Source organism: Haloferax sulfurifontis, assembly GCF_014635105.1.
In the GTDB taxonomy this organism is placed as follows: Archaea; Halobacteriota; Halobacteria; order Halobacteriales; family Haloferacaceae; genus Haloferax; species Haloferax denitrificans.
Genome location: NZ_BMCI01000001.1, coordinates 723,247 through 748,218 on the forward strand (window position 1 = coordinate 723,247; position 24,972 = coordinate 748,218).

Sequence of the window (24,972 nt, forward strand, 5' to 3'; positions counted from 1 at the left end):
TATCGTCATACTCTGTGGTCGGAGTCGCCCGCTACTTGGAACCCGAAGTACCGTTGTGAGTCGAGTACGAGCCGAGGTGACAGAGACGAGGCCACCGGGCCAGCGAACGACCGCCCTCGGCGTCAGTCCCGTTGATAGAACGCCGCGATGTCCCGCCATCGGTCGAAGTACGCCTCTTTTTGCGTATCGAAGTCCGCGCCCACCGACGGGTCCGGCTCGATAACGTCACGCTCTCGGAGGAGGTTTTCCGCCGCCGTCTCGACGTCGCTGTAAATCGACGTGATGAGTGCGGGGGCCATGATAGCGCCGGCAGTCGTTCGCGGCTCCATCTCGACGACCGGGCGGTCCCATATCGACGCGCGGAGCGTGTTCCACCAGTCGTAGTTGCCGTCGAGCGTCGGCGTCCCGTCGTTGATGACGAGCACGCGGTCGATATCGGTGTCGAAGTGCTCTTCGACCAGCGAGATGTACGTCCACTCGGTCAGGATGATGCCGGTAATGAGCCCGCGCGCCAGTCGGCCGTGGACCTCCTCGGTCGACAGGGAGTTGTCGTAGTTGAGGCCGAGGAGCGACCCCGCGACGTCGGCGTCGAAAAACGGGCTTCGGTTGCCCTTGAGGAACACCTCGTAGCCGTGGCCACTCGGGACTTGCCGGGCGAGTTCGAGCCCGCGCTCCGGCGTGCAGTTGAGGACGCGGTCGAAGAACCACCGAAGGAGGTTGCCGGTGTCGAACGACGCGCCGGGCAGGTAGCCGTCGATAGGGTGACGGTGGTAGTACAGCGCCGGGTGCGGCGAGACGGACTCCGAGACGTACTTGACGACGCTCGAGGCGCCGAAGGTGATGCTGAAGTCCCCGGGTTTGACGCCGCCGTTCGCCAGCACCGAGGCATTGCCGTCAGTGAGCCCCTGAAAGAGTTTGATGCCGTCGAAGCCGGTCCGCTCGGCCAACTGGCCGTCGGCGACGCCGATGAACGAGCCGGGGGGTCGAATCGCCGGAAAGAGCGACCGAGGCAGGTCGAGCGTCTCGAACAGCGACTCGAACCACGTGGGCAGGGGCGTCGTCACGTCGGCACCGAACTTCAGCGCGTTCGTCCAGTCGGTCTCGATATCGCGCCACGGCGTCGACGCGTCGAACCGGAGCCGGTACAACAGCCACGTCGTCGGGCTGAGAATCCACTCCACCCGCTGGAACTTTTCGGGGTGCTCCTCGCGAAGCTTCAGAATCTTCGGAAGGGGGCTGGTCGGAGAAAACGCGATATTCTGGTTAATCGAGAGGTCGGACAGACCGAGGTCGCGGAGCTTCGACGCCTGTTCGGGCGCGGAATCGAAGTACATCTGCGGGGAGAACACCGGCTCACCGTACTTATCGACGAGCACGGCGGTCCCCGACGTACTCGCGACCGAGCCGATACCGGTCTGCGGGAGTGCTGGTGCCGCTTCGTGGAGCGCTCGCTCCCACGCGAGCGTCGTCTGCTCGACGACGGGTGCCTCACCGCCGGCGAGTCGTTCACCGTCGGTGCTGTACACGTCGACATGCACGCTCGCGGTACCGAGATGAACGCCGACCAGTTGCGGGCTCTCCATACCACGCCGTCACACAGGACGCCATTAAATCCTTCCGAGGATGGTACCCCAGCGAGCGCGTGAGGGCGCAGTCCGGCCGACTGACAACAGCGGGGTTCATTTGAGAAGAGTTAGCATATGCTCTGGGAGAGCGCACATTCGGTTGACAAGCATCCCCGAAGTGAGAGAATACAGTTAGATAACCGTGGAGATAGGGGACATACCCGGATAAAGTCTAATTGTAGCCTGAGAGACCCAGATTCTGTATCTGAGAACAGAAGTGCACTCGAGCTGAACAGACCCGTCAGGGCCAGCGGCGGCTTGCAAGAGTAGTCGAGACGGGAATTACAAATCTATGCGCGTAATGTTAGTGGTTCGTGTGGAGTTCGATGACGTTGGCGGCGCTCTGGACGATGTCGGGAACCTCGTCGGTGAACCGCTCGTTATTCATGCGGCTGACGGGTTGCGAGACGCTGATTGCACCGAGGACGGTCCCGTCTTTCGCGATGATGGGTGCGCCAACGCATCGGAGCCCTCTGATGAGTTCCTCGTTGTCCACGGCGTAGCCCCGGTCACGGACCGTCGCCAACTGTGCGTCGAGTTCCGCTCTGTCGGTGATGGTCTGGTCGGTCTCCGCGGGAAGGCCGTGTTCCTCGATGATGTCGTCGACGCGGTCGGACGAGAGGTGCGCCAGTATCGCCTTTCCGAGTCCGATGGCGTGGAGCGGCCGTCTGAGGCCGGGGTAGATGTCTAAATCGACCGCCCGCTCGCCCTGTTCGGAGGCGAGATAGACGCCCTGTCCGTACTCCTCGACCATCAGGTTCGCGAGTTCGCCGGTCTGGGACGCCAACCGGTGGACCTCGCGCTTCGCCACCTGATACAGCGGGTGGCGGTGCTGTACGTATCCCCCGAATCCGAGCAGGCGGAGACTCAGTTCGTAATCGGTCCCGTCGCGGACGACGAACTTCTCGGCTTCGAGCGTGCTGAGGTGGTTGTGAACCGTGCTCTTGTTCATCCCGAGTTCCCGTGCGAGGAACGTCACACTGCTCGACCCGTGTTCTCGAAGCGCGTCGAGCACCCGAATCGTCTTCCGACTCGTTTCGACCCGGTTGGGCGCGTTTTCTGTCATAACAGCGTGTCGTCGAGGCAACCCTAAATAGTTTGTTCCATCGAGTAGAACAGCTGTTCGATTCAGCGAGACAGCGGAGCGAGTCGTCGACCCCGCTCGAACGGCGGCTGTAGAAGGGGAGAACCCAAGATATCTGCCGCCTAACGGTCGCTGTGCGGTGTTCGGGGGAGCCTCGGCAAAAACTATTTACGCTCACTCTCTGAGCTACGGTGTATGGAGATACAGACAGAGAGCTTCTCCATCGAGAGCCACAGCAGGTTCGAGATTCTGAGCGTCACCCCCGAGGTGGAAGCGACCATCGAGGACCTCGGCGTGACCGATGGACTCGTGTACGTGTCGACGCCGCACACGTCCGCGGCGCTCTCGACCAACGAGTACGAAGAGAAGCTCCTCGACGACATGATTGACAAGTTCAAGGAGATTGCCCCCCCGGACGAGGGCTACTACCACGACCTCGACCACATCACCGCGGGCGAGCAACCGAACGCTCACGCGCACCTCATCTCCGCGATGATCAAGCGACCGGTCCTGCTCGTCCTCCGCGACGGGGAGCTCGACCTCGGGACCTGGGAGGAGGTCATGTTCTTCGAACTGTGCGGCCCGCGCGAACGAACGATTACTACGACGATTCTACAATAGCCATGACGGACCAACGACTCGGACGATCGGTGACTGTCGCTATCGACCACGGCCTCCATTGGGGTTCGCTTGAGGGGTTCGAGGACCCCGCGGCGCTCCTCGACACGGTGTTGGACGCCGGCCCCGACGGTATCCTGGCGAGCGTGCCGTTCCTGAAGCGCTTCGAGGACCGAATCGACGCCACCGACGTCCACACCATCGGTACACTCGACCTCCTGTACGACTCGACGATGCCGGGCGACATCGAGAACGCGGAAATCCACTCCCAGGTGTTCAGCGTCGAGGACTGCGCCGACGTGGCCGACGCCGCCAAAGTCGCGCTCGTCTTCGGCCGGGAGGACCCCGACGTGCTGAAAGAGAACGCCGAGTTCGTCGCGGCCGCGGCCGAAGAGTGCGACGACGCGGGGATTCCGCTCATCGTCGAGCCGACCCTCTGGGGCCAGCGCGCTGACGACGAGTTCGACACCGACTACCTCGTCAACGCCAACCGCCTGGGCTTCGAACTCGGCGCGGACATACTGAAGACGCCGTACCCACCCACGGGCTTCGAGCGCATCGTCGACAACGCGCCGGTGCCGACGTACATCGCCGGCGGCCCCACCGTCGAGACGGACCGAGAGGTACTGGAGATGGTCCACGGTGCCGTCGAGGCCGGTTCGCAGGGCGTGATGTTCGGCCGGAACGTCTGGCAACGGGACGACCCCGCGGCCATCATCGACGCGCTCTCGGCCATCGTCCACGAGGGCGCGACTATCGAGGAGGCGGAGACGCTGTTGTGACTCCCCGAGGGAGCCCCCAAACCCACCCATGAATCTCCCGTACCCCCACTTTCAGGTCAACTTCAAGGTGTATCCGGACACGAGCGGCGAGGACGCGCTCGCGTTCGCGCGGATGCTCGAAACGATAGAGGCGGAGACCGACGCGCGCTTCGTGTTGACGCCGCAACTGCCGGACATCCGGCTGATAACCGAACGCACCGACCTCGCCGTCACCGCGCCCGCGATGGACGCCGTCGAGCCCGGTCGCGGGATGGGGAAAATCCTCCCCGAGACCGTCGCGGACGCGGGGGCCGACGGCGTCGTCATCAACCACGCGGAGAACCGCGACACGCTGTCCGACCTCGTGTGGAAAATCGAGCGCTGTCGCGACCTCGACCTCGACTCGGTCGTCTGCGTCGACAGCATCGAGATGGGTCGCGCAGTCGCGGAGTTCGACCCCGACTCGATGATATACGAGATGCCCGAAGACATCTCGTCGGACCGCGCGATCACGCAGACCCACCCCGACCGCGTGCGCGACTTCATGTCGATGGTCGAAGCGGAGAACCCGCGCACTCGCGTCCTCGTCGGCGGCGGCATCTCGACCGCCGAAGACGTCCGCCTCGCGTTCGAACAGGGAGGCCACGCGACCGGTGCCGCATCGGCCGTGTCGCTCGCGTCGGACCCGGAGCCGCTCCTCCGCGACATCGCCGCGAGTTTCCCCTGAGACGGTCAGACGGTCGCCGACGGCGGACCGCCCCGTCTCGCGCCGCGCGGTGACTGCGGCGCGTCAGACCGGCGCAATCTTTTTTAGTGGTCATCGATGATGTGCAATACACGACAATGACAGCGAAAAACATCCTCGTAGTGTGTGGCACATCGGTCGCGACGTCGACGGTCGTCAAGGAAGCGCTGAAAGAGAAGCTCCCAGCGCGGGGCCTCGACATCGGGACCATCGCCAAGGCGAAGGCGACGGAAGCCCCCGGCAAGGTCTCGTCGGGGAACTTCGACCTCATCGTCACCACGACGCAACTCAACCAGGACAAGTTCGACATCCCGGTCATCCACACGACGGCGTTCATGACCGGCATCGGTCAAGACGAAGTCCTCGACGACATCGCCGCGGCGCTCGAAGACTGATTGACGCGTCTGCGACGCGGATTTTTCACGAACGATAGCAATGTTTATGTGGGCTCACTCTCATCCTGAGACAGGGTTGTGAGTTAATAGCATGGCAGTACCAGAAGTACTCTTACAGAGTGGTGTGAGTTCCCTGTTGAATTCGATCAACAGCGTAATCCAATCGCTGGGCGTGAGCGTCCTCCTTCCGATAATCATCTTCCTCATCGCGCTCGCGTTCCGGGTGGACGTGTTGAAGGCGGCGCGCTCGTCCATCCTCATCGGCATCGGCTTCATCGGCATCAATCTCGTCATCGGGCTGTTCAGCGAGAACATCAGCCCGCTGGCCCAACAGATGGTCGAGGTGACCGGCATCACGCTTCCGGCGGTCGACGTCGGCTGGCCCGCCGCCGCCGCCATCGCCTTCGGTATCGCGGAACTCGGCGTCTGGATGATTCCGCTGTTCGTGGTGATGAACCTCGTCCTCTTCGCTATCGGCTTTACCTACACGCTCAACGTGGACATCTGGAACTACTGGCACTTCGCCTTCATCGGCGGGCTGGTCTACATGAGCACGAACAACTGGCTGTACTCGGTGGCGGTCGGGCTGACGCTGGGGCTGTTCGTCCTCGTGGCCGCGGACTGGACGCAACCGGCCGTCGAAGAGACCTTCGACACGCCCGGTATCTCCATTCCGCACGGGACCTCGGCACCCTACGCCGTCGCCGCGATTCCGATTCACTGGGCGGTGGATAAGACGCCGCTCGGGAACATCGAAGCCGACCCCGACGCGATTCAAGACCGGTTCGGCATCCTCGGTGAACCAATCTTTGTCGGCCTCGCCATCGGGCTCGTCATCGGTATCGCCGCCTACAGTAACGCGCTCTTCGTCGCCGAGAGCTGGTACGCCATCCTCACCGCCGGCATCTCGTTCGCCGCGGTGATGCACATCCTCCCGATGATGGTCGGTATCCTCATGGAGGGGCTGACGCCGCTTTCGGAGTCGATTCGGAACTACATGACCTCGCGGTTCGAAGACCGCGACATGGCGATCGGCCTCGACTCGGCTATCCTCATCGGCCACGAGTCGGTCATCGCGTCCAGCCTGCTCATCGTTCCCATCGCCATCGTGATGTCGATCATCCTCCCCGGCAACGACGTCCTGTGGGGAATCGACCTGGCGACGTTCCCGTTCTTCTTCGCGCTGATGGTTCCCATCATGAACGGCAACATCGTGAAGATGGTCGTCACGGGAACCATCCTGCTCATTCCGCTTCACTACATCGCCTCCGCGGTGGCTCCCCTCCTGACGCAGGCGGCGGGGAGCGCGGGCTTCGACCTCGGTGGCCGCGGGCTCATCACGTCGCCCGTCGCTGACGCGGGGTCGCCCGCGACGGGCATCCTGACACTCATCCCGGCGCCGGTCGCCCTCGCGGTCGGACTCGTCATCGTCCTCGGTATCTGGGTCGCACTCCGGATGTGGCCCCAGCGGATGTACATGGTCGCCGGCGCGTCCGAAGAGAAAGCGCGGGAGACCGTCGAACGTCGTCACACCGGCAAGGGCGGCGGGCTCCTGCCCAACAAACTCGGTTCGACCGTCGACGCGACGAGCGCAGAGGGTCGCTCCGACGACTGACCGCGCAGTTACAGTTACAGTTACAGTCACCCGTCGGTGCCCGCGACTCGACCGCGACGAGTCGCCGCGTTTCCCGGCACCGCCGGCGAACCGGTACCAACACTTTTCTCGGAGACCCGCGTACGACTCATCGATGCGAACCGAAAGCCTCGAACTGACTGGCGAGACGGACGAAGCGGTCCTCACGGAACTCGGCGCGTACGCCTACGACCAAGGCTGGGCCGACAAGACCTACGCGGACGCCCTTCTGGAACGCGAAGCCGACTACCCGACGGGACTCGACATCCCGACGATGGGGTTCGGCATCGCCATCCCCCACGCCGACCCCGACCACGTCTCCGAACAGGCCGTGCTCCTCGGACTGCCGCCCGCGGGCGAGTCGATAGCCTTCCGGAGCATGGACAACCCCGACGAGCGCGTCGAGGCCGAAGTCGTCGTGTTGCTTCTCGTGACAGACACCGACGGCTACTCCTCGTTCCTCTCGAACCTCGCGAAACTCTTCCAGGCCGAGGAGTTCGCCGAGCTGACGAAGCGCCGCGACGCCGACGGCCTGCTCGACCTCGTCGTCGAGCGCTGTGTCGATTTCGACGGCTGAGAAGGTCCAGTTCTCAGTCGATGAGCGCTCGCACGTCCTCGCGGGTCTCGGCGTTGAGGGCCGCCTCGGCGAGCGTCACCGCCGACTCGTCGTCGACGTCCCGGACGCCCGCTTTCACGTCGGGAATCGTCACGGCGCTCATGCTCAGTTCGTCGAGACCGAGCCCGACGAGCAGTTCGGTGAAGTCCGGGTCGCCGGCCATCTCGCCGCACATACCGACCCAGGCGTCGCCCTCGTGGACGGCCTCGACCGTCCGCGCGATGGCGCGGAGAACCGGCGGGTGAAGCGGGTCGTGTAACGAGGCGACGCGGTCGTCGTCGCGGGCCGCGGCCATCACGTACTGCGTGAGGTCGTTCGTCCCGATACTGAGGAAGTCGAGGCGTTCGGCGAACTCGCGGGCGAGGAAGACCGACGCCGGCGTCTCGACCATCGCGCCGAGTTCGGGGACCGCGTAGTCGATGCCCGCGTCGTCGAGTTCCGCGGCGATTGCGCTCACTTCGTCGAGGAGCGCGTCGAGTTCCGCGACCGTCGACACCAGCGGGAACATCACGGCGAGTTGCGCCGGGCCGGCGGCCGCGCGCAGAATCGCGCGGACGTGTTCTTCGAACAGTTCGGGCCGCTCGCCCGGTGCGAACCGGACGCCACGGACGCCGAGAAACGGGTTATCGCCGGGGTCGGAGTCGACGTACGGAATCGGCTTGTCGCCCCCGATATCGAGCGTTCGGACGACCACGCGCGACCCGGCGAACGTCTCGCACACCTCACAGAGCGCCTCGTACTGCTCGTCTTCGTCCGGCGGCGCCTCCCGGTCGAGAAAGAGGAACTCCGTTCGAAAGAGCCCGACGCCGTCCGCGCCGCGTTCGGCGGCCGCCACCGCTTCCCGCGGCGTTCCGACGTTCGCGGCGACTTCGACGTGCCGGCCATCGACCGTCGTGACGGGGTCGTGCCGAACCGTCGCGCCGCTCGATTCCCGCGCCGCGGCGACGGCGTCGGCGTCCGGGTCGACGGTCACGTCGCCCGTGGTGCCGTCGACGACGAGACGCGTGCCGTCGTCGAGGTCGACCGCGTCGGGGTCGACGCCGACCACCGCCGGAATCGCCAGCGACCGAGCCATGATGGCGGCGTGCGACGTGCGGCCCCCCTCGACCGTGACGAACCCGGCGACCGCGTCGGGGTCTAACTGCGCGGTGTCGCTCGGCGTGAGCCGCTCCGCGACGAGCACTGTTCCCTCGGGGAGCGTCGAGAGGTCGACCCGGTCGCGGTCGAGCAGAATACGGAGCAGTCGGTCGCGGACGTCTCGGAGGTCGTCCGCGCGCTCGGCGAACATCCCATCCGCCCCCTCGAACGTGGCGATGGGGTCCTCGAACGCCCGGAAGACGGCTCGCTCGGCGGTGACGCCGTCTTCGCTGACCGCGGTTTCGACGCCGTCGGTGATCTGTGGGTCGTCGAGGAACTGCAGATGCGCGTCGAATATCTCCGCCTCTTCCGCGCCGACACGCTCGGCCGTCCGAGACCGCTCGCGGGCGAGTTCGTCCGCCGCCGTCTCTCGTGCCGCCTCGAACCGCTGACGTTCGGTCTCGGGGTCGACCGCCGACCGCTCGTCGTCGTCGAGGTCGACCGCGGAATCGTACTGGACGACCGTGCCGACACCGAGTAGCGGCGTCACCCCGACGCCCGAGATTCGGCGGTCGCTCATCGGTCCCCCGTAGCTATCGCTGAATACGCTTCGCTTGCGAACATGGCAGGCGTCTAGTCCGCATCCGCCGGTAAAAACACTCGCCAAACGGTAAAGCCTTAGTGCCGGCGTGGGATGTTGTCGCACGGATGCCAGCGAAATCAGCGACAGTAGTCGTAGAGCACGAGACCGGTCTCCACGCGCGCCCCGCGTCGATGTTCGTCCAGACGGCGTCGAAGTTCGAGACGGACATCTCCGTGCGGAAAGCCGGCGGGGAGACGGAAGTAGACGCCAAAAGCAGTATCGCCGTTCTCTCGCTCGGTGTCGGCCCGGACGAGGAAATCGTCATCACCGCCGACGGCAGTGACGGCGAGCAGGCCGTCGAGCGACTCGTCGAACTCGTCCGGAACGACTTCGACCTCGATTCGTAGACGACCGCTCGGACACGTCGTCGACCCGACGCCCGCCGACGTGGTGGGCGCGACGAGTGACTACAAAGCCGCCTGCAACCACGACGGCGAGTTCGACCGCGGAGGGGAACGGCCTCGCGGAATCGGTCGGGGTTCCTCCTCCCGGCCGAATCTGAGACAGATATCTGACGGTTTCTGGTGTTACTCAGATATTTGAGAATTTCGGCGGGCAGTCCGAGAGTACGCGGGATATCCCGGACACGCGCGCTGAGAGTGGATTCAACCGCCGATTGAGATTTCAGGCGTTCAGAAATCGAAGTTTGGCGTTCGGTAAAGAAAAACGAGCTTATCGTTGCTTTCGAACGTGTATATCGGTGTTTCCGGATATATGTCTCTACACCCACGAGATCAGCTTATATTGATTACTGATATGTGTCTTTGACCAGGAGGTCTAGCGTCGAACCGGGGAGTCGGTCGACATCGCGGGCGACGCGGTCGTCTCGGTGCTCGTCGCGTTGCTCGTGTCCGCGGCGTCGGCGTCGCCACCGGTCGTACAGCCGGCGAGCCACGCCGCCGCGGCCGTCCCGCCGACCGCGAGCGCCTGCCGCCGCGTCAGCAACCGACCGACCGGTTCGTCGTCGTTGTCCATAGTCGTCTGTTCGCCGTCGGGCCGATAACCGTTGGCCGAACTGGGGCGGAACTGAGACCCCAGTGGTCCACAAATTCGAGGGCCGTCGGGGACGTCGCGGCGCACCCGACGGTCAGGCGGTCAAAAAACGCGTGCCGATGACGGGGCTGTCGGTGGTGACCGTCGCGGTTAGTGGATTGCTCTCCACACCAGTCCGAGGAGGATGAACGGCGCGAACGGTATCATGAGCACTGCAATCAAAGCGACGATGAGCGTCCCCATGAGCCCCATCTGGGTGTTCGAGTAGTCGGTTCGAACGGGGTTGACTGCGCGGGCCATACGTAGTCGTCAGTTCCCCTCATACATAACGTGACTGGATAGTTAATATATAAATAGCCGCGAGAGCGGAGCGGCAGTTGTGGGCGAACACAGGACGTGACGGGGGTTACGCCCGACTCGGCTCCGGCGCTCGAAGCGCCAAGAGCACGCCGACGACGGCGACGCCGCCCGCGGCGAAGAACGCGGGTGCGTAGCCCGCGTAGTCGATAATCGCGCCGGCGGCGATGGGGGCGGCGAACGCCCCGAGGAGTCCGACGCTCGTCAGGAGCGAGACGGCCGTCGCCCGCACCGAGGGGGCGACGAGCTCGGCGATGTACGAGAAGATGAGACCGGTGACGAGTTGGATAGCGAAGCCGACGACGACGACCGCACCGACGACGAGGCCGAGCCGCGAGACGAACGCGAACGCGACGACCGCCGGCGTGGCGACGGCGAACGACGAGACGATGACGCGGCGGCGGCGACCGCCGAACGCGCGGTCGGTAATCACGCCGCTTGTCGACCGCGCCACCGCGCCGATGGCGGGAAAGAGCGCGGTCAGGAGGCCGCTCGCCGCCAGCGAGATTTCGAACTCGCTGGCGAGGAAGCTCGGGAGCCACGTGTTGACGAACAGGTACAGCGAGTAGGCGAGAAAGCAGAGCCCGCAGACGGTCCAGACCGCCCGACTCCCGAACAGTTCGCGGAGCGCCGCCCCGTCGGGGGACGGCGCGTCGACACCGGGGACGCGTCGGCGCGTCGCGGCCGCGAAGAACGCGACGCCGACGACCGCGACCCCGGCGTACAGCGGGAGAATCGCGGGCCAGCCCGCCGCGTTTGCGATGAGCGGGCTCCCGAACTGTCCGATGGCGAACCCGACGGGCGCGCTCGCGGTGAACACGCCGACCGCGGTCGCGCGCTGTTTCGGGGGGACCGCGCTGCCGACGACGTTCGCGCCCGCGTTCCAGAACGTGACGTACGCGAGGCCGCCGAGCACCCGCGAGGCGAGGAGCCAGCCGTACGCGCCGGCGGTGGCCGCGTACCAGCCCCAGCCGCCGGCGACGACGAGCGCGACGGTCGCCAGTCCGACCACGCGGCGCACGGAAAACCGGTCGAGGACGACGCCGATGGGGACGCTCGTGACGACCGCCGTCGCGTACATGACGCTCACGAGCCAGCCCGCCGCGCTCGAACTCAGCCCGAGCGAGTCCTGAATGGCCGGAAAGACGCTCGCCGGGGCGATTTCGTAGGCCGCGGCCGCCGTCGAAAGCAGGAAGAAGCCGACGACGATTCCCAGTGTCTCGCGTCGCGTGCCCGTCGTGTCGTCAGTCGTACTCACGGTTTCGCTACCTGCTCGGCGGAGGAGTATGAAACCGCCTGATGTCGGTCCGGTTTCGTCTCGTGGTGACCGCGAGCGGCACCGACTCAGTCGCCGCCTCGAAGCGCCCGCTCGATGGGCGTCTCGCCGCCCGTGAGGCGTATCGTCTCGCCGACCGTCCGGTCGGTGTCGAGACAGGCGACGGCCGTCTGTGCGACGTCGGCCCGCGGAATCTCGGCCGTGTCGCCGCCGAGGCCGTCGGCGGCCAGCGAGACGGAGCCGGTGCCCTCTGCGTCGGTGAGCGCCGTGGGGCGGAGAATCGTCGAGTCGAGCGACGACTGTTCGAGGTGGTCGTCGGCGCACCGCTTGGCGACCAGATACGGCCGCAACGGCTCCGGCCCCGCGAGCGGGTCGCCCGCGCCGACGGAGCTAATCATCACGAAGCGGTCGATTCCCCGGTCGACACAGGCATCGACCACTCGCCGAGCGCCCCAGAGGTCGACCATGAGCGTCTTGTCCGCGCCCGTCGACCCACCGGACCCTGCGGTGAAGACGACCGCGTCGGCCCCGTCGAGCGCCGCGTCGAAGTCGCCTTCGAGGTCGCCCAGTCGCGGCTCGCCGCCGCGGTCGCGGACCGCCTCGAACTGCGACTCGTCTCGCACGACGCCGACGGGGTCGTGGCCCGCGTCCGCGAGTCGCGGGAGAAGCTCGCGTCCGATACCGCCGTTCGCGCCGATGACTGCGACCTGCATGATTCGGCGGCGTGTAGTCGGGCCGGCGCAATAGGGGGCTTGGTTCGGCGAAGATGGCGAGGGGGCCCGCGCGACGGGAGCGCCGACGACCGACACCGAGTCCCGTCGAACCGGACGGTACTGCTGGAATCGTCACCGTCCTTGGTCCGCGGGCCCGCGTTCGAGTATGCGCGATTCGAACCGCGAGTGGATTCTCGCCGAGCGACCCGAGGGAGAGCCGGACACGGACAGCTTCGAACTCCGCGAGGGCGACCGCCCGGAGCCGCGACACGGCGAACTCCTCGTGCGCGTGCGATACCTCTCGGTCGACCCGTACATGCGCGGTCGGATGCGAGACGCGGAGTCGTACGCCGAGCCGTGGTCGGTCGGCGACCCGATGCGGGGAGCCGTCGTCGGCGAAGTCGTCGAAAGCAAAAGCGACGCCTACGACGCGGGCGACCTCGTGACCGGCAACGGGGCGTGGGCCGACTACAGCGTTCTCGACGCCGACGAGGTCGCGCCGGTCGACCCGTCGGTCGCGGACCTCCCCGCCTACCTCGGCGTGCTCGGGATGCCCGGCCGGACGGCGTACTTCGGCCTGCTCGACGTGGGCGACCCCTCGCCCGGCGAGACGGTCGTGGTGTCCGGGGCGGCCGGCGCGGTCGGCTCCGTCGTCGGCCAGATTGCGAAGCTCAACGGCTGTCGCGTCGTCGGCTTCGCCGGCTCCGACGAGAAGGTGTCGTGGCTCACCGACGACCTCGGTTTCGACGCCGCAATCAACTACAAGCAGGTCGACGACTACCTGGCGGCGCTCGACGACGCCGCGCCCGACGGCGTCGACGTCTACTTCGACAACGTCGGCGGCCCCATCACCGACGCGGTGTTCACCAAGCTGAACCTCGACGCCCGCGTCGCCGTCTGCGGGCAGATCGCTCACTACAACGACGAGAGCGTCCCGACCGGGCCGCGAAAGCTCCCGCAACTCATCGCGCCGCGCGCGAAAGTGCAGGGACTCCTCATCGGCGACTACGCCACCCGGTTCGGACAGGCCAGCGAACGGCTCGGGTCGTGGGTCGCCTCCGGCGACCTCGAACACCGCGAGACCGTCGTCGACGGACTGGAGAACGCGCCCGACGCGTTCCTCGGACTGTTCTCCGGCGACAACATCGGCAAGCAGGTCGTCGGCGTGTCCGAGCCCTAGCTCGGCGGTGCTTCGGCCGTCAGTGGCAGGTCGCCCCACGAACGCGACCGGTCGTGCGACTCCGTTTTAGCCCGGCCTAAATTTCGAAGCACCTATATCGCTTTAGGCGAGCCTAATCCGTATGTTGGACGACGACGGCGAGAACGCGAGGCCGACCCGGAGAGACTACCTGACGTACGGTGGGGCGCTTCTCGGCGGCGGGGTGCTCGCGGGATGCGCCGGCCAGTCGGGCGACGACGCGACGGCGACGACGACCGCGACCGACGCGGCGACCGAAACCGAGACAGGGACCACCGAGACGGCGGCCGAGACAGCTGAATCGAGCTACGCGGCCGAGCTGTCGCCGGTCGGGACGGTCACGCTGGACGAGTCGCCGACGAACGTGTTCACCCACTTCCCGTGGTTCCCGGACATGGCGAGCGCGCTCGGGCGGGGCGACACCGTCAACGACCTCTGGTGGGACGGCACCGTCGCGGGCCTCGACTACTTCACCGCCGACTTCGACGGCTTCGAAATCGAGTGGGCGGACGCGGCGGGCGAGTACGGCTTCACGAAAGAGCGGCTGTACGAACTCGACAGCGACCTCCACCTCGTCGACCCCGCGTGGGTGTCCACGCAGGACAACTGGAGCCGAGCCGACATCGACGAGGTCGCGGACAACGTCGGCCCGTGGTTCGGCAACTACTACAGCAACTTCAACGCCGCGCCCCCGGGGGAGTGGGCCGACGGCTACGAGTACTGCGACCTCTGGGAGCTGTTCGACCGCGTCGCGTCGCTGTACGGCGAGCGCGACCGCTACGAGGCGCTCCAGTCCGTCCACGACGACCTGCTCGGCACCGTCGAGGGCGGACTGCCACCGGAGTCCGAGCGTCCAACCGCCGCGTACCTCTCCATCTCGACGGACCTGTCGAGCATCTACCTGCTCCGCCTGAACGCGCCCGGCTACTGGAACTCTCACACCCGGCCGCTCGGCGCGGTCGACGCCTTCGCCGACGCGGAGTTCACGGGGCCGTTCCAAGAAGTCGACATGGAGGCGCTGTTAGAGGCCGACCCCGACGTGATTCTCGCGTTGTGGACGGTCACGGAGACGTTCGACTTCGACGGGCTGAAGCGGAACCTCCGAGACGACCCCGTCGGCCGCGAACTGGCCGCCGTCCAGAACGACCGCGTCTACCCGCAGGGGACGCGGTGGCAGGGGCCGCTGATGAACCTGTTCCAACTGGAGATGACGGCCAAACAGCTCTATCCCGAGCGGTTCGGCGCGTGGCCGACCTACGAGGACGGCGACGACTACCCCGACTTCGGGACCGACGAGCGGTTGTTCGACCACGAGCGGGTCGAGGAAATCGTCACAGACGGCTAGCCTGTCACAGCCTGTCGTTCCCGTCAATCAGTGGTAGTATCAGAAAAAATAAATTTTGAGAGCTGGTAGCGGGAGCTGAGTTCGACGCCCGTGGAGTTTTCAGATTCTGTCCGCGTGAACCCGGCCGACCAGCCACTCTGTGGTTTGACAGAGACGACATCTGTTCCAGACGAAACAAATCCGACAAACGAATAGACGACGCATCCGTCTCGGGAGCGTCTCAACGGTCAGCGGCGGCGTCCGGTCGGCTCAGTCGGATTCGGACTTGCGTGCCGGAGTCGGACGCTTCCACGCTCAGCGTCCCGTCCGAGCGAGAGACGATCCAGTACACCAGCCACAGGCCGATGCCGGAGCCGTGTTCGAGGTCCGTCTCTTCGCCGGCTTCCAAGACGGCGAACTCGGATGGCGGGAGGCCCGGTCCGTTGTCCTCGACGATAATCGTCACTTCCGACGGGGACACATCGGTCGTGACGCGCACGGCGATCGGTTCGTCGCCGGAATGGTGAGACACGGCGTTCTCGATTAACTCGGCGAGTGCGAGGTCGAATCGTGGATGTGCGTCAACGACGACGTCATCGACGTCGAACGAGACGGATTTCAGAAATTCGGCCGGAACGTTTTGTCTCAGCTTGAGTAGATACTCGTTGAGCGAACGGCGGTCCGTCTCAGAATACGACAGCACGGTCTCGATTTTCCTCGCTTTGGCCGCTTGTTCGACGACTTTCATCGCACGCGTATGTATGCGACCCGCCGACTGAGCGGTCTCACCACCCGTCGAGTCTCGGATGATGGCCGCAAAGCCCGCAATCACGTTGAGGTCGTTTCGAATGTTATGACGGAAGATACGCGACAGGACTTGTTTGAGGAGGTCCAATTCTTCCTCGCGCTCTTTGAGGGCCGTAATGTCGCTCAACACGACGATTTTTCCGGTCACTCCCCGGCCATAGGAAATCGCCGACGTCTCAATCGAGAACGTTCGCGTTCCACCGTTTACCGCTAACTTGATGACGTCGGTGGTCTCCTCGTCCGAAAGCACCGAAGCGTCGCAGATGAACTCCTCGAGTTTGGTACCGATGAGGCGCCGTCCTGACAGTTGGTGTCCCGATTGGTTCGCATCAACGATGTAGCCCGCAGAGTTGACCACGAAGATGGGGTCGGTGATCTCTTCGAACGTCTGCTCCCGAGCGACGGGAACGAACTTCAGTAACCCGTGTTCCCGAATCGAATACGCGAAAAAGAGCCCGGAACACGAGTACAGAACTGACGTGGGGTCGAAATAAATCGGGACGAGTCCCACGACTTTCACTACCGTCGAACCGACGAGCATCGAAAACACGACTAAGAGATAGACGGTCTGTCGGCGTTGCGTGCCGCTCGTCCGGAGCAGTTCTCCGACGAACATACCGGCCGCCAGAAACACGAGCAGGTAGCCGTAGACCTTCGTCACGAGGAACTTGATCGGGCCATCGAAGATTGGAAAGTGTAAGATACCGTCCGCGGTCGCGTAGTATGCACTCGTAAACACCAGTTCGTACGGATTAACCCACGAGATGACAAACAGAAGCAGTATCGGGCTGAACAGGACGTAAACGACGGTCCGGGAGACGGTCTGTTTGAAGACGAACTCGTAGGCGAGTAAGAAAAGCGTCACTGCGGCGGTCGGAATCATCACCCAGAAGAAGTTTGCAACCGCTAACGTGAGCTGTGGGTCCGGGATAAGTGTGAACGTCGCGAACAGCAACGACCAGAGACCGCCGGTGGCCATCGAGAGGATAAACCAGATGACGCCCGGTTTATCGCGTTCTTGCCAGAGGAGATGGCAGTTCACGACCGATGGAATCACCCCAAGGTACATCAGGACGACAGCGATTTCAGGGGTGAGCCATCGGTCAAGCACGTATTCTATACCAGCATTATCGAGCTAATTATTCTTTTGGGAGACCTGTAATATAATCCACAATTCATGCTGGAGCGCCCATCCAGTGACGCCAGTGTGGCGACAGGAACGGCGATTCTACCCCTTCTCGCTACGGGGAACGCCCGCATCCGCGCTCACGTCTCGAAGCACTCGCCCGGTCTCCCTGAGGACTCCTGTAGACCGGTGACCAAACAAGTATAGTACGAGCGGCGAGATTGCTCCGAGAGATGAACGGTACGGACTGGTTCCCACGACGGCAGTCTCCGATCTGTCACCTCCGCTCTCGGGGAGGAGCATTACTGAGATGAGGGTAGCCGACGCACGGTTCCTGTTTTTTCAGTTGAACATCTGGCTGTGTTTGCTCTCGGCCGCGATGGTCGGGGTCTCGGGGCTAGCGATGGGTGTCGACCCTCGCTCAATCGGGAGCGGGCTCCTGCTCGCGCCACTCCTGTTTTATTTCATATACGTCGAAGACCGACGCGGGGGGACGGCCGAAGACGAGATAAACCAACCGCACCGGACGAAGCTCGTCCGGCGGTACCAGCGGGGGCTGTTCGCGACGGAACTGCTCGCGTTAGTCGGCTACGAACTGGTGGTCTGCCTGCTGGTGTTTCAGGCGGGAACCGCGACTGCCAGCGACCTACTGTTCGCCCAGATTCCCCTCGTCGTACTCGGAAGCTACGGGTGGCTGAAGCGCTATCCGACGCTCGATTCCATCGGCGTCGGGTTCACTTGGGCGTTCGTGGCCGTCTTTTCGGTCGTCGCGGCGACACCCCTGCAGTATTCGCTCGACGGCGCGGCTGTCTTCTTCGGGTGGTTTCTGATTACCGCCGCCGGAGTCGAGTCCCGCAACATCCAGGACATCTCCGGAGACACACACGCGAATAAGACCACGCTCGCGGGCTACTTAGGACCCCGAACGGCGTCGGTGTTAGTTCGACTCCTGAAAGCGGGCGGCGTGGCCGTGTTCTGGGCCGTTTCCGGGCCGCTCGTCGCCGGCCTCGTCGTCTGCTACTTGCTTTCGCTCTCGGTGTTCCGCCATCTCACGCGGCTACACAGGCGGGGCCCGTCGTCTGAGACGAGTCAGAGCTCCGCCCGCGGGTGACGTGACGCGATGCGACGCGATGCGACACGACGTTGCGCGACGTGGTGCGACGCCACGTGATGCGACGTGACGCCGCGGACCCCGCTTTGCGGCGGGGGTCTCAGCCTCTCAACGCGTCGACCGGCCGGTCGTTCGCCGCTTTCCACGCGGGGTAGACCCCGCTGAGGATGCTCGCGACGACGGCGAAGCCGAACCCGTACACCAGATACTGGAAACCGCTCCACTGCAACGCCCCGAGCGGGTCTCCTGTAATCATCTGGAAGATGACGAGCCCCGCCGCAAGCGAGAGGAGCACGCCGATGAGCCCTCCGAGCGCGCCCATCAGGGCGGCCTCCGTCAGAATCATCCGGAGCACTTCGGAGCGCCGAATCCCGACCGCACGGAGGACGCCGATTTCGCCGCGGCGTTCGACCGTGCTCATCAGCATCACGTTGAGGATGGCGACGCTCGCGACGACGAGCGAGATGCCGCCGATTGCCAGCAGGGCGAGCGAAAGCGTCTCCAAGAACCCGCCGACTTGGCCGGCGTTGCCGAACGTGTTGATGCTGAGTTCCTCTTCGTCGTCGGTGTTGAAGTACTCGTCTAACTCCCCGCCGATTTCGGTCGCGGTCGAGCTATCCGCGGCGACAATCGTCACGACGTCGTAGTGGTTCTGGTCGGAGAGGGCGGACTCGGGCAACACGAGTTCGCCGCCGCCGAAGCCGAACGCGTTTTCTTCCTCGATTAAGCCCTGTACGCGGTACAGTTGGCCGTCGTACTCGACGGGGTCTCCCTCCTCGATGCCGAGGGTGGTCGCGGTGCTGTTGCTGAGGAGTGCGCCGCTCAACAGCCGGGTGGGCGCTTCACCCGAGGTGAGGTTGTACAGCGCCGCCGCGTTCGTCACCCCGGTGACGCTCACCCGCACCTCCCGTCCGTTTCGCGACGAGACAGTCGTCGAGTTCGTCTTCTGGGGGACCACCTCCGCGTCGGTCACCAGATTCCGCATCGTATCGACCTGGTCGTCGGTCACTCCGTCCGTGTCGCTGTCCTGACCGGACGTTATCGACACCTCGTTGCCGATGCTTCCCAGTTGCGACGTCGCTTGTTGCTGGATTGCGGCCGTCGCCATCCCGAGCGAGCAGATGGAGACCACGCCGATGATGATGCCGAGCGCGGCTAACACCGTCCGCAGTTTGTTCCGGCCGAGGTTCCGCCACGCCATCTGGACGCTGGGGAACCGCCAGAGGAAATCGACGACGCTCATCGCCCGGAGACCTCCGTGATGACGCCGTCGACGAGTCGGACGGTGCTGTCGGTGTACTCCAGCATCTGTTCGTCGTGGGTGACCGCGACAATCGCGACGTTCTCGTCCTCTTTTAACCGAGTCAGCTCGCTCAGAATCGTCTCTCCGGTGGCTTGGTCGAGGTTCCCCGTCGGCTCGTCGGCGAGGAGAATGTCCGGCTCGTTGATCAGCGCCCGCGCGATGGCGACGCGCTGTCGCTGGCCGCCCGACAGCTGATCGGGTGTGTGGTCGAGTCGGTCGCCGAGCCCCACTCGCTGTAGGAGGTCCTGCGCGCGGTCGTGCCGGTCGACCGAGGTGTCCCACATCGAGGGAAGCTCGACGTTTTCGGTCGCGGTCAGCATCGGCAACAGGTGGAAGTCCTGAAACACGAACCCGATACCCGACCGACGCTCTTCGGTCAGCTCGTCCTCGGTGAAGTCGGTCACGTTGCGACCGTCGAGGTGGACCGTCCCCTCTGTCGGCGTGTCGAGCAACCCGATCATGTTCAGCATGGTACTCTTCCCGGAGCCCGACGGGCCGATGATCGTCACCATCTCACCGCGGTCGGCTTGGAAGTCGACGTGGTCGAGCGCGGCGATGACCTCCTCGCCGTTCTGGTAGCGTTTCACGACGTCAGTGAGTTCGATGACACTCATGCTAGTGGTGGCGCCAGCGATAGATGCCAACTCCGCCGAGTACGACGACCACCAGCACGCCCCCGATAACGGGCAACGAAAGCGGGAGACCACCCGACGACCCGCCCGAACCCTGACCCCGATTGGACTGGGGACCGCCGGCGGCGGGCGTGGCGCCGGCGCCGCTCGAATCGATCGGCACCTCCTGTGTCGTCGTCACGCGGTCGCCGTCCACGATGTAGGACACCTCGATGGGGACGGTGGTCGGCTCGCCGCTGAGCTGTGCGGTCAGGTCGAACGTGGCGAACTCGCTCCCCTCTACGCGCCCGACGAAGTAGCCGCCGGACGGCGAGCCGTGGGACACGTTTTCCGTCTCCTTGACAGTCAGCAAGACCGAGCTCGCGTCCGTGTTCCCGACGTTCGCGGCGTCGCCCTGTATCGTCACGGAGCCGGTGGTTCGCGTGGTCTCGATGCTCGTCAGTCGAATCTCGCCGGGGACCGACTCGTCGTCTATCTCCTTCGACAGCGAGGTCGTGTACGTCTCTCCGTCGACGGTGTACGTCGCGGTGAACAGCACGACCTGGTCGCTCATATCGTCGGTGTCGAACACGACAGAGCGGTTCGTGTCCGGGCCGAGGTTCGCAGTGTACCGCTGGGCGACCTGAGAGTCGTTTACCGACGCGGTGATTTCGACGTTCGAGAGGTTCGTGTTCCCGTAGTTGGTCAACTCCACGTTGACGGTGTCGTTCGTCTGCTCGGTCACGGAGAGCCCGGCTCGCACGTCCCGTTCTTCGACCTCCACGATGACCGGGTACTCGACGTTGATGACGTTCCCGTTTTCGTGGCGGCCGGAGACGTGGACTCTGAGCTGTTTCTCTCCGGCGCTCGTGAACGTGGTCGACAGCGGCACGTCGACGGAGCCACCCGGCCCGAGCGTTCCGAGGTTGTTCGCTTCGGCGACGATGCGACCGCCCGAACGGAGCGTGACCTCTTTGAGGTCCACGCCGCCGGAACTGCTCTCGAAGTTCGAGACGGTCGCGCGAACCGTGACCGACTCGCCGACGTACGGCTCACTCGGTTCGACTGTCGTCGAGTTGACCACGATTTGCCCCGACTGGGCGCTCACTGCCGAGGGACCGCCGACGAGGATGCTCGTGACGGCCAACAGCGCGACTGCCCCCGCGACAGCGGGCCGAACACCACGACTCCGCGTCATGCGCACGACCCGGACGTCACAGTCGTTTGACGACCGCCGTCGGTTCGCCTGCCGGGCCGAACCGACCGCGTCAGCGGTGTCTGCTTCTTGGAGGGCCGATCGATCAGTGGGACCATCTGGTTGCGTCGCTCCATTTCTACAGAACAAATCAGCGAGCCAAGAATAAATGAGTCTTTTCACTACTTAGACCCAAATCACCCATAGATACCGTCGCAGTCGGTGAATCTGATACCCGTTTGTCGGTTTCAACACGCCGCCGACGTCTCGGGAAAAAACCGGACGCTCGAACAGACGCCCCGACGAGACGTCAGGTCCGAGTCGCGACGAGATACGCGGTGCCGGTGAGTCCGATCCACAGTATCCCGGCGACGCCGGCAACGAACACGAGCCGTGTCGACCCCACGACTCCGGCGACGAGCCAGACCAGGATTCCGAACCCGGCGAGTAGCTGGACGAACAGCCCGCGCATCGGTACCGGTTGGCTTCGAACCGTCCGAACCATTCCGTACCCGCCGAAGAAGAGCGCGGCCAAGAAACAGCCGCCGCCGAGGAGACCCCACGCGGAGAGGAGGCCAGTCCCGGAGGCCGCCCCCGGTTCAGGCTCGGTCAGGGCCGCGGCGGTCTCGGTGGAATCCGCTGACTCCGAGCCGGTCGCCGGTACCGGGCGAATCCGTGCCGTCGCGGATTCGTTGCTGTCGATTCCGAGGCCGTCTTCGACGCTGAGTGCGACCGTAAGCGTCTCGTTCGGCATGCGGAGGCTGAGTCCGGCGCGCTCCCGCGTCGTGTGGCTCGTCCCGTTAACGACGAAATGGTACTCCGAGACCGAGCCGGTCTCCGCCGCGCTTTCGGCCCCCGAGAGCTGGATTTGACTCCCCGCGACCGCAGTCGACGGTGTACTGAGCCGCGGGGTCGGCCGTCGGTACCGTTGCCCAATCGGGGCGTCCGCGACCGGGATGAAGTCGACCCAGCCGTTGGTAATCGTGATTTCGTCGCCGTCGCCTTCCGGCAGGATAGAGGAGTGATACGGCCCGCTCGCGGCCCCCCAGTAGTTCGACTCCGCGTTGACGGTCCGTATCGAGTCGGTGACGATTCGCGCCGTCGCGTTCGCCGTGACGAGCCGGGAGATGTTGATATCCATCCCGGTGTCGTGGCCGTAGACGTCGTTGTTAGCGATTCGGTAGCGGTCGGCGTCCGCCTCGCCGTACGAGAGCTCGATACCCGTCGGCAGTGAGTCGTCGACACGGCGGATATCGACTGCGCCCTCGGCCGTCGACCGGGTGTGGCTCACGCCGTCGGTGCGAAGGACGGCGACCGTATCGTCCCAGAGCGTCGCGATTTCGATCTGTTGCCGGAGTTGCGGGTTCGCAACGAGCTCCTCGAACGGGGCGTCGACATCGCTCTGGTCGAGAATCGCACCGCGGGACCCCTCGGCGACGTAGAGTCCGGTTCCGGGGGCGACGCCGTCGAGTGCTGGCGGTCGGACGTGCGTATTCGTGTTGAACACGATGTCGTTGTTCCGAACCGTCGCGTTCAGGGTGCCGCGGGACACGAGCCCGTAGCCGTTCGCGGCGATGACGTTGTCCGACACGGTGAGTTGGCCGCTGTGGGTGAGCGGACTGGAAACGAGAACCCCGGCACCGCCGTTGTTCGCGAGGCGGTTCCCCGCGACGGTAACGCGGTGCACGAGGAGGTCCGAGCGCACCGTCAGCGCGTGGCCGCGGTTGTCGACAATCGTGTTGTTGGTCGCGACGAAATCACGGGCCAATGCGCGCACGAACACGTCGAGACCGTCGCCGCCGTTCTCGGCGATTCGGTTTCGTGACAGCGTGACGTTTCGGACCACGTGGCTGTTGACCGCGACTCCGTCCTCACCGTTGTTGAGAACTCGGTTCCCGGTCACCCGACCGTTCCTGATCGCCCAGTTGGAGAGCGCGACCCCGTGTTCTCCGTTTTCGCTGATGACGTTGTCCGTGAGCCACAGTTCGCCCTCGCTCGTTTCGGACTGGATTTCGAGCCCGTTGCGGTCGTTGTCGACCAACTCGTTCCCGCGAAGCGTCACTCGCGTGACGCCACGGTCACGCCGCTCGGACTGCCGAACGCGAATCCCGGTCTCCGACTCCGAAATCCGGTTTTCGTTTGCGACCAGCGTCGTCTGCGTCCGCGTCTCGACGTGGATTCCCGCGTCGCCGGCGTGCAAGCTGTTACCTCGGAAACTGCCTTCGCTCTGGGCGGCCCGTATCGCCACGCCGTCTCCCCGCACGTCGATGAACCGACTGTCGCTGACCCGGATGCCGGTCGCGATATCCGCGTCGGCGAACAGCCCCGCGCCGTCGATCTCCTCGAACTCGGAGTCGCTGACGGTAATCCCCCGGACGCGCGTGAGGTCGGTCGGCGGCGCGTACGCGTACGGCGTCGTCTCCGCGCCGACGACGTACATCGCGTGGACCCCGTCGGATAACTGCGGAATCCGGCGTTCGAGCAGGCTGACCCCGACCGGGTACACCCCGCGCGTCCGCGGGTTCACGACCCCATCGAACTCGACGATGAGCCGGTCCCGACTCGATACGTACGTCGAGTGCGATAGCGAGATTTCCACGTGACGCCCGCTGACCGACACGTCCGAGACGGCATCGTCGAGCGACTGGTCGATGTCTCCGTCGTTGTCGGTATCGAGGCCGATGCGACGAAGCGACCCAGTCTCGATGTCGGCTACCGACCGCTCGGCCGGATACCGCAAGCGAATCGTCTCCATCGAGACGCCGACGCCGGGGGCGAGCCTGAGCGTGTGCCGTGCGGTCCGGTTCCGGCGTCGGTCCGTCGAGTCGAGTTCGACCTCTTCGACGGCCCCGATCGACGGGCTCGCGCGAATCGCGTGGCCGCCGATTTCGGTAAGCGTCGACCGCGTTATCGTCACCGGGGGCGTCGTCGTGCCGTTCGCGGAGAGCCCGGCCACAGAAAAGTTTTGCAGACGCGAGTCGGTGATGGTGACTGCTCCCTCCCCGCTCGTGGTCGTAATCCCGCTTCGACCGCCTCGTAACGTGGTATTTCGCAACGAGAGCGTCGACGACTCGGAGCCGTTGTAGCGAATCGTCTCCCATCTGAGGTCCCGCCCGGAGGCCGCACTCTGCGTAATCAGCACGGGCCGCGTTTCGGTGCCGGTCGCGCGCAACGACCCCCGGACCGTGAGCGAGACGCCCTCCGCGAGTTGGACCTCCGTTCCGGGGCGGATAGTCAGCGTCGCGCCGGGTTCGACAGCGACACTCCGGATGAGGCGATAGGGTCCGCCGTCTTCGGTCCACGTCGTGTCCGACTGAATCGGTGATTCGACGAACGTGACCCCAGAGGGTGCCGCCATGGCCGACGCGCTCAACATGGGGGCGAAAAGCGTACAGACGACAGCGAGCGCCACAGCCCACGGGATCAGTTTGTTAGTCACCACGTTTGTCTTACACCCTGATAGGTCAGGATACGGATTTAGTTTTCCCTTCCCCGAGTATCCGTCGCCGGCCCGAGGTCGAGACCGCTACCTCGACGACTAATATCTAATAATATACAAAATAAATCTTATAGAACGACCGTTCGATAGAGTTTTAGGCCTCAACGAATCACGTCTCAGGTGTGAAATCGAACGTCGGAGACAGTGAAGACTCGGTCGGTCGACCGACGAGTCGGCAGTTAGATAACTAACACAAATCACCAAGATGGTACGGAACAAATCAGCGATACTCCTTTGTGTGCTAGTAGTAACGTCAATCGCG

Annotated in this window: 22 protein-coding genes; 10 read left to right on the forward strand and 12 right to left on the reverse strand. The window is 64.7% G+C overall.

Going from position 1 to position 24,972, the window contains the following annotated elements; all coding sequences use genetic code 11:
• Positions 1-122: 122 nt before the first annotated feature.
• On the reverse strand, positions 123-1,583 hold the full coding sequence (locus IEV64_RS03795) for an FGGY family carbohydrate kinase (RefSeq protein ID WP_188423184.1): 1,461 nt from the start codon (positions 1,581-1,583) through the stop codon (positions 123-125).
• A gap of 346 nt (positions 1,584-1,929) precedes the next feature.
• Positions 1,930-2,691, reverse strand: a complete 762-nt coding sequence (locus IEV64_RS03800; RefSeq protein WP_188423185.1) for an IclR family transcriptional regulator — start codon at positions 2,689-2,691, stop codon at positions 1,930-1,932.
• Positions 2,692-2,904: 213 nt separating this feature from the next.
• Here IEV64_RS03800 and IEV64_RS03805 point away from each other — a divergent pair, with 213 nt between their 5' ends.
• The 6 genes from IEV64_RS03805 to IEV64_RS03830 all read left to right on the forward strand — a co-directional run bounded on the left by IEV64_RS03805 (position 2,905) and on the right by IEV64_RS03830 (position 7,438).
• Positions 2,905-3,330 carry a secondary thiamine-phosphate synthase enzyme YjbQ gene (locus tag IEV64_RS03805; RefSeq protein WP_004967184.1) on the forward strand — a complete coding sequence of 142 codons (426 nt, stop codon included), beginning with the start codon at positions 2,905-2,907 and terminating at the stop codon, positions 3,328-3,330.
• Positions 3,331-3,332: 2 nt separating this feature from the next.
• Positions 3,333-4,109, forward strand: coding sequence for a class I fructose-bisphosphate aldolase (locus IEV64_RS03810; RefSeq protein WP_188423186.1), 777 nt, complete (start codon positions 3,333-3,335; stop codon positions 4,107-4,109).
• A gap of 28 nt (positions 4,110-4,137) precedes the next feature.
• Positions 4,138-4,815, forward strand: a complete 678-nt coding sequence (locus IEV64_RS03815; RefSeq protein WP_004967186.1) for a triose-phosphate isomerase — start codon at positions 4,138-4,140, stop codon at positions 4,813-4,815.
• Between the two features lie 116 nt (positions 4,816-4,931).
• Positions 4,932-5,228: a PTS sugar transporter subunit IIB gene (locus IEV64_RS03820; RefSeq protein ID WP_007275964.1), complete on the forward strand. Its 297-nt coding sequence runs from the start codon at positions 4,932-4,934 to the stop codon at positions 5,226-5,228.
• A gap of 172 nt (positions 5,229-5,400) precedes the next feature.
• A complete protein-coding gene (locus IEV64_RS03825) occupies positions 5,401-6,843 on the forward strand; it encodes a PTS galactitol transporter subunit IIC (RefSeq protein WP_188423187.1) in 1,443 nt (480 codons plus the stop codon).
• Between the two features lie 133 nt (positions 6,844-6,976).
• Complete coding sequence (locus IEV64_RS03830; RefSeq protein ID WP_004967190.1) at positions 6,977-7,438, forward strand: PTS sugar transporter subunit IIA; 462 nt, start codon at positions 6,977-6,979, stop codon at positions 7,436-7,438.
• Between the two features lie 13 nt (positions 7,439-7,451).
• On the opposite strand, the gene ptsP is transcribed toward IEV64_RS03830, so the two are convergent.
• Positions 7,452-9,134, reverse strand: a complete 1,683-nt coding sequence (gene ptsP, locus IEV64_RS03835; protein WP_188423188.1) for a phosphoenolpyruvate--protein phosphotransferase — start codon at positions 9,132-9,134, stop codon at positions 7,452-7,454.
• 128 nt (positions 9,135-9,262) lie between these two features.
• Here ptsP and IEV64_RS03840 point away from each other — a divergent pair, with 128 nt between their 5' ends.
• Positions 9,263-9,544 (forward strand): HPr family phosphocarrier protein, encoded by a 282-nt coding sequence (locus IEV64_RS03840; protein WP_083874932.1) that lies wholly within the window; start codon positions 9,263-9,265, stop codon positions 9,542-9,544.
• Between the two features lie 430 nt (positions 9,545-9,974).
• On the opposite strand, the gene IEV64_RS03845 is transcribed toward IEV64_RS03840, so the two are convergent.
• The 4 genes from IEV64_RS03845 to IEV64_RS03860 all read right to left on the reverse strand — a co-directional run bounded on the left by IEV64_RS03845 (position 9,975) and on the right by IEV64_RS03860 (position 12,536).
• A complete protein-coding gene (locus tag IEV64_RS03845; RefSeq protein WP_188423189.1) occupies positions 9,975-10,172 on the reverse strand; it encodes a hypothetical protein in 198 nt (65 codons plus the stop codon).
• Positions 10,173-10,340: 168 nt separating this feature from the next.
• A complete protein-coding gene (locus tag IEV64_RS03850) occupies positions 10,341-10,490 on the reverse strand; it encodes a DUF7535 family protein (protein ID WP_007275969.1) in 150 nt (49 codons plus the stop codon).
• 106 nt (positions 10,491-10,596) lie between these two features.
• Positions 10,597-11,805 (reverse strand): MFS transporter, encoded by a 1,209-nt coding sequence (locus tag IEV64_RS03855; protein ID WP_007275970.1) that lies wholly within the window; start codon positions 11,803-11,805, stop codon positions 10,597-10,599.
• Between the two features lie 86 nt (positions 11,806-11,891).
• Positions 11,892-12,536, reverse strand: coding sequence for an SDR family oxidoreductase (locus IEV64_RS03860; protein ID WP_188423190.1), 645 nt, complete (start codon positions 12,534-12,536; stop codon positions 11,892-11,894).
• A gap of 166 nt (positions 12,537-12,702) precedes the next feature.
• Here IEV64_RS03860 and IEV64_RS03865 point away from each other — a divergent pair, with 166 nt between their 5' ends.
• Positions 12,703-13,716 carry an NADP-dependent oxidoreductase gene (locus IEV64_RS03865; protein ID WP_007275972.1) on the forward strand — a complete coding sequence of 338 codons (1,014 nt, stop codon included), beginning with the start codon at positions 12,703-12,705 and terminating at the stop codon, positions 13,714-13,716.
• 121 nt (positions 13,717-13,837) lie between these two features.
• On the forward strand, positions 13,838-15,079 hold the full coding sequence (locus IEV64_RS03870; RefSeq protein WP_188423191.1) for an ABC transporter substrate-binding protein: 1,242 nt from the start codon (positions 13,838-13,840) through the stop codon (positions 15,077-15,079).
• Between the two features lie 220 nt (positions 15,080-15,299).
• Here the strand turns inward: IEV64_RS03870 and IEV64_RS03875 are convergent, their stop codons facing one another.
• The gene (locus IEV64_RS03875; protein WP_188423265.1) at positions 15,300-16,934 is read right to left on the reverse strand and encodes a histidine kinase N-terminal 7TM domain-containing protein; all 1,635 of its coding nucleotides are present in this window, start codon (positions 16,932-16,934) and stop codon (positions 15,300-15,302) included.
• Positions 16,935-17,301: 367 nt separating this feature from the next.
• Here IEV64_RS03875 and IEV64_RS03880 point away from each other — a divergent pair, with 367 nt between their 5' ends.
• The gene (locus IEV64_RS03880; protein WP_007275976.1) at positions 17,302-18,102 is read left to right on the forward strand and encodes a UbiA family prenyltransferase; all 801 of its coding nucleotides are present in this window, start codon (positions 17,302-17,304) and stop codon (positions 18,100-18,102) included.
• A 100-nt stretch (positions 18,103-18,202) separates the two neighbouring features.
• Here the strand turns inward: IEV64_RS03880 and IEV64_RS03885 are convergent, their stop codons facing one another.
• The 4 genes from IEV64_RS03885 to IEV64_RS03900 form a co-directional block, all read right to left on the reverse strand.
• Positions 18,203-19,345, reverse strand: coding sequence for an ABC transporter permease (locus IEV64_RS03885; protein ID WP_007275977.1), 1,143 nt, complete (start codon positions 19,343-19,345; stop codon positions 18,203-18,205).
• Positions 19,342-20,019 (reverse strand): ABC transporter ATP-binding protein, encoded by a 678-nt coding sequence (locus tag IEV64_RS03890; RefSeq protein ID WP_007275978.1) that lies wholly within the window; start codon positions 20,017-20,019, stop codon positions 19,342-19,344. The genes IEV64_RS03885 and IEV64_RS03890 overlap by 4 nt, the downstream gene beginning before the upstream one ends.
• Before the next feature lies 1 nt (position 20,020).
• Positions 20,021-21,214, reverse strand: coding sequence for a COG1361 family protein (locus tag IEV64_RS03895; RefSeq protein ID WP_049920634.1), 1,194 nt, complete (start codon positions 21,212-21,214; stop codon positions 20,021-20,023).
• A 307-nt stretch (positions 21,215-21,521) separates the two neighbouring features.
• The gene (locus IEV64_RS03900; protein WP_188423192.1) at positions 21,522-24,587 is read right to left on the reverse strand and encodes a right-handed parallel beta-helix repeat-containing protein; all 3,066 of its coding nucleotides are present in this window, start codon (positions 24,585-24,587) and stop codon (positions 21,522-21,524) included.
• Positions 24,588-24,972: the final 385 nt, after the last annotated feature.

Coding starts and splice junctions, on each gene's coding strand:
- IEV64_RS03795 (WP_188423184.1), bottom strand. CDS start 1,583: ATGGAGAGCCCGCAACTGGTCGGCGTTCATCTCGGTACCGCGAGCGTG.
- IEV64_RS03800 (WP_188423185.1), bottom strand. CDS start 2,691: ATGACAGAAAACGCGCCCAACCGGGTCGAAACGAGTCGGAAGACGATT.
- IEV64_RS03805 (WP_004967184.1), top strand. CDS start 2,905: ATGGAGATACAGACAGAGAGCTTCTCCATCGAGAGCCACAGCAGGTTC.
- IEV64_RS03810 (WP_188423186.1), top strand. CDS start 3,333: ATGACGGACCAACGACTCGGACGATCGGTGACTGTCGCTATCGACCAC.
- IEV64_RS03815 (WP_004967186.1), top strand. CDS start 4,138: ATGAATCTCCCGTACCCCCACTTTCAGGTCAACTTCAAGGTGTATCCG.
- IEV64_RS03820 (WP_007275964.1), top strand. CDS start 4,932: ATGACAGCGAAAAACATCCTCGTAGTGTGTGGCACATCGGTCGCGACG.
- IEV64_RS03830 (WP_004967190.1), top strand. CDS start 6,977: ATGCGAACCGAAAGCCTCGAACTGACTGGCGAGACGGACGAAGCGGTC.
- ptsP (WP_188423188.1), bottom strand. CDS start 9,134: ATGAGCGACCGCCGAATCTCGGGCGTCGGGGTGACGCCGCTACTCGGT.
- IEV64_RS03840 (WP_083874932.1), top strand. CDS start 9,263: ATGCCAGCGAAATCAGCGACAGTAGTCGTAGAGCACGAGACCGGTCTC.
- IEV64_RS03845 (WP_188423189.1), bottom strand. CDS start 10,172: ATGGACAACGACGACGAACCGGTCGGTCGGTTGCTGACGCGGCGGCAG.
- IEV64_RS03850 (WP_007275969.1), bottom strand. CDS start 10,490: ATGGCCCGCGCAGTCAACCCCGTTCGAACCGACTACTCGAACACCCAG.
- IEV64_RS03860 (WP_188423190.1), bottom strand. CDS start 12,536: ATGCAGGTCGCAGTCATCGGCGCGAACGGCGGTATCGGACGCGAGCTT.
- IEV64_RS03865 (WP_007275972.1), top strand. CDS start 12,703: ATGCGCGATTCGAACCGCGAGTGGATTCTCGCCGAGCGACCCGAGGGA.
- IEV64_RS03870 (WP_188423191.1), top strand. CDS start 13,838: ATGTTGGACGACGACGGCGAGAACGCGAGGCCGACCCGGAGAGACTAC.
- IEV64_RS03875 (WP_188423265.1), bottom strand. CDS start 16,934: ATGTACCTTGGGGTGATTCCATCGGTCGTGAACTGCCATCTCCTCTGG.
- IEV64_RS03880 (WP_007275976.1), top strand. CDS start 17,302: ATGAGGGTAGCCGACGCACGGTTCCTGTTTTTTCAGTTGAACATCTGG.
- IEV64_RS03885 (WP_007275977.1), bottom strand. CDS start 19,345: ATGAGCGTCGTCGATTTCCTCTGGCGGTTCCCCAGCGTCCAGATGGCG.
- IEV64_RS03890 (WP_007275978.1), bottom strand. CDS start 20,019: ATGAGTGTCATCGAACTCACTGACGTCGTGAAACGCTACCAGAACGGC.
- IEV64_RS03895 (WP_049920634.1), bottom strand. CDS start 21,214: ATGACGCGGAGTCGTGGTGTTCGGCCCGCTGTCGCGGGGGCAGTCGCG.
- IEV64_RS03900 (WP_188423192.1), bottom strand. CDS start 24,587: ATGTTGAGCGCGTCGGCCATGGCGGCACCCTCTGGGGTCACGTTCGTC.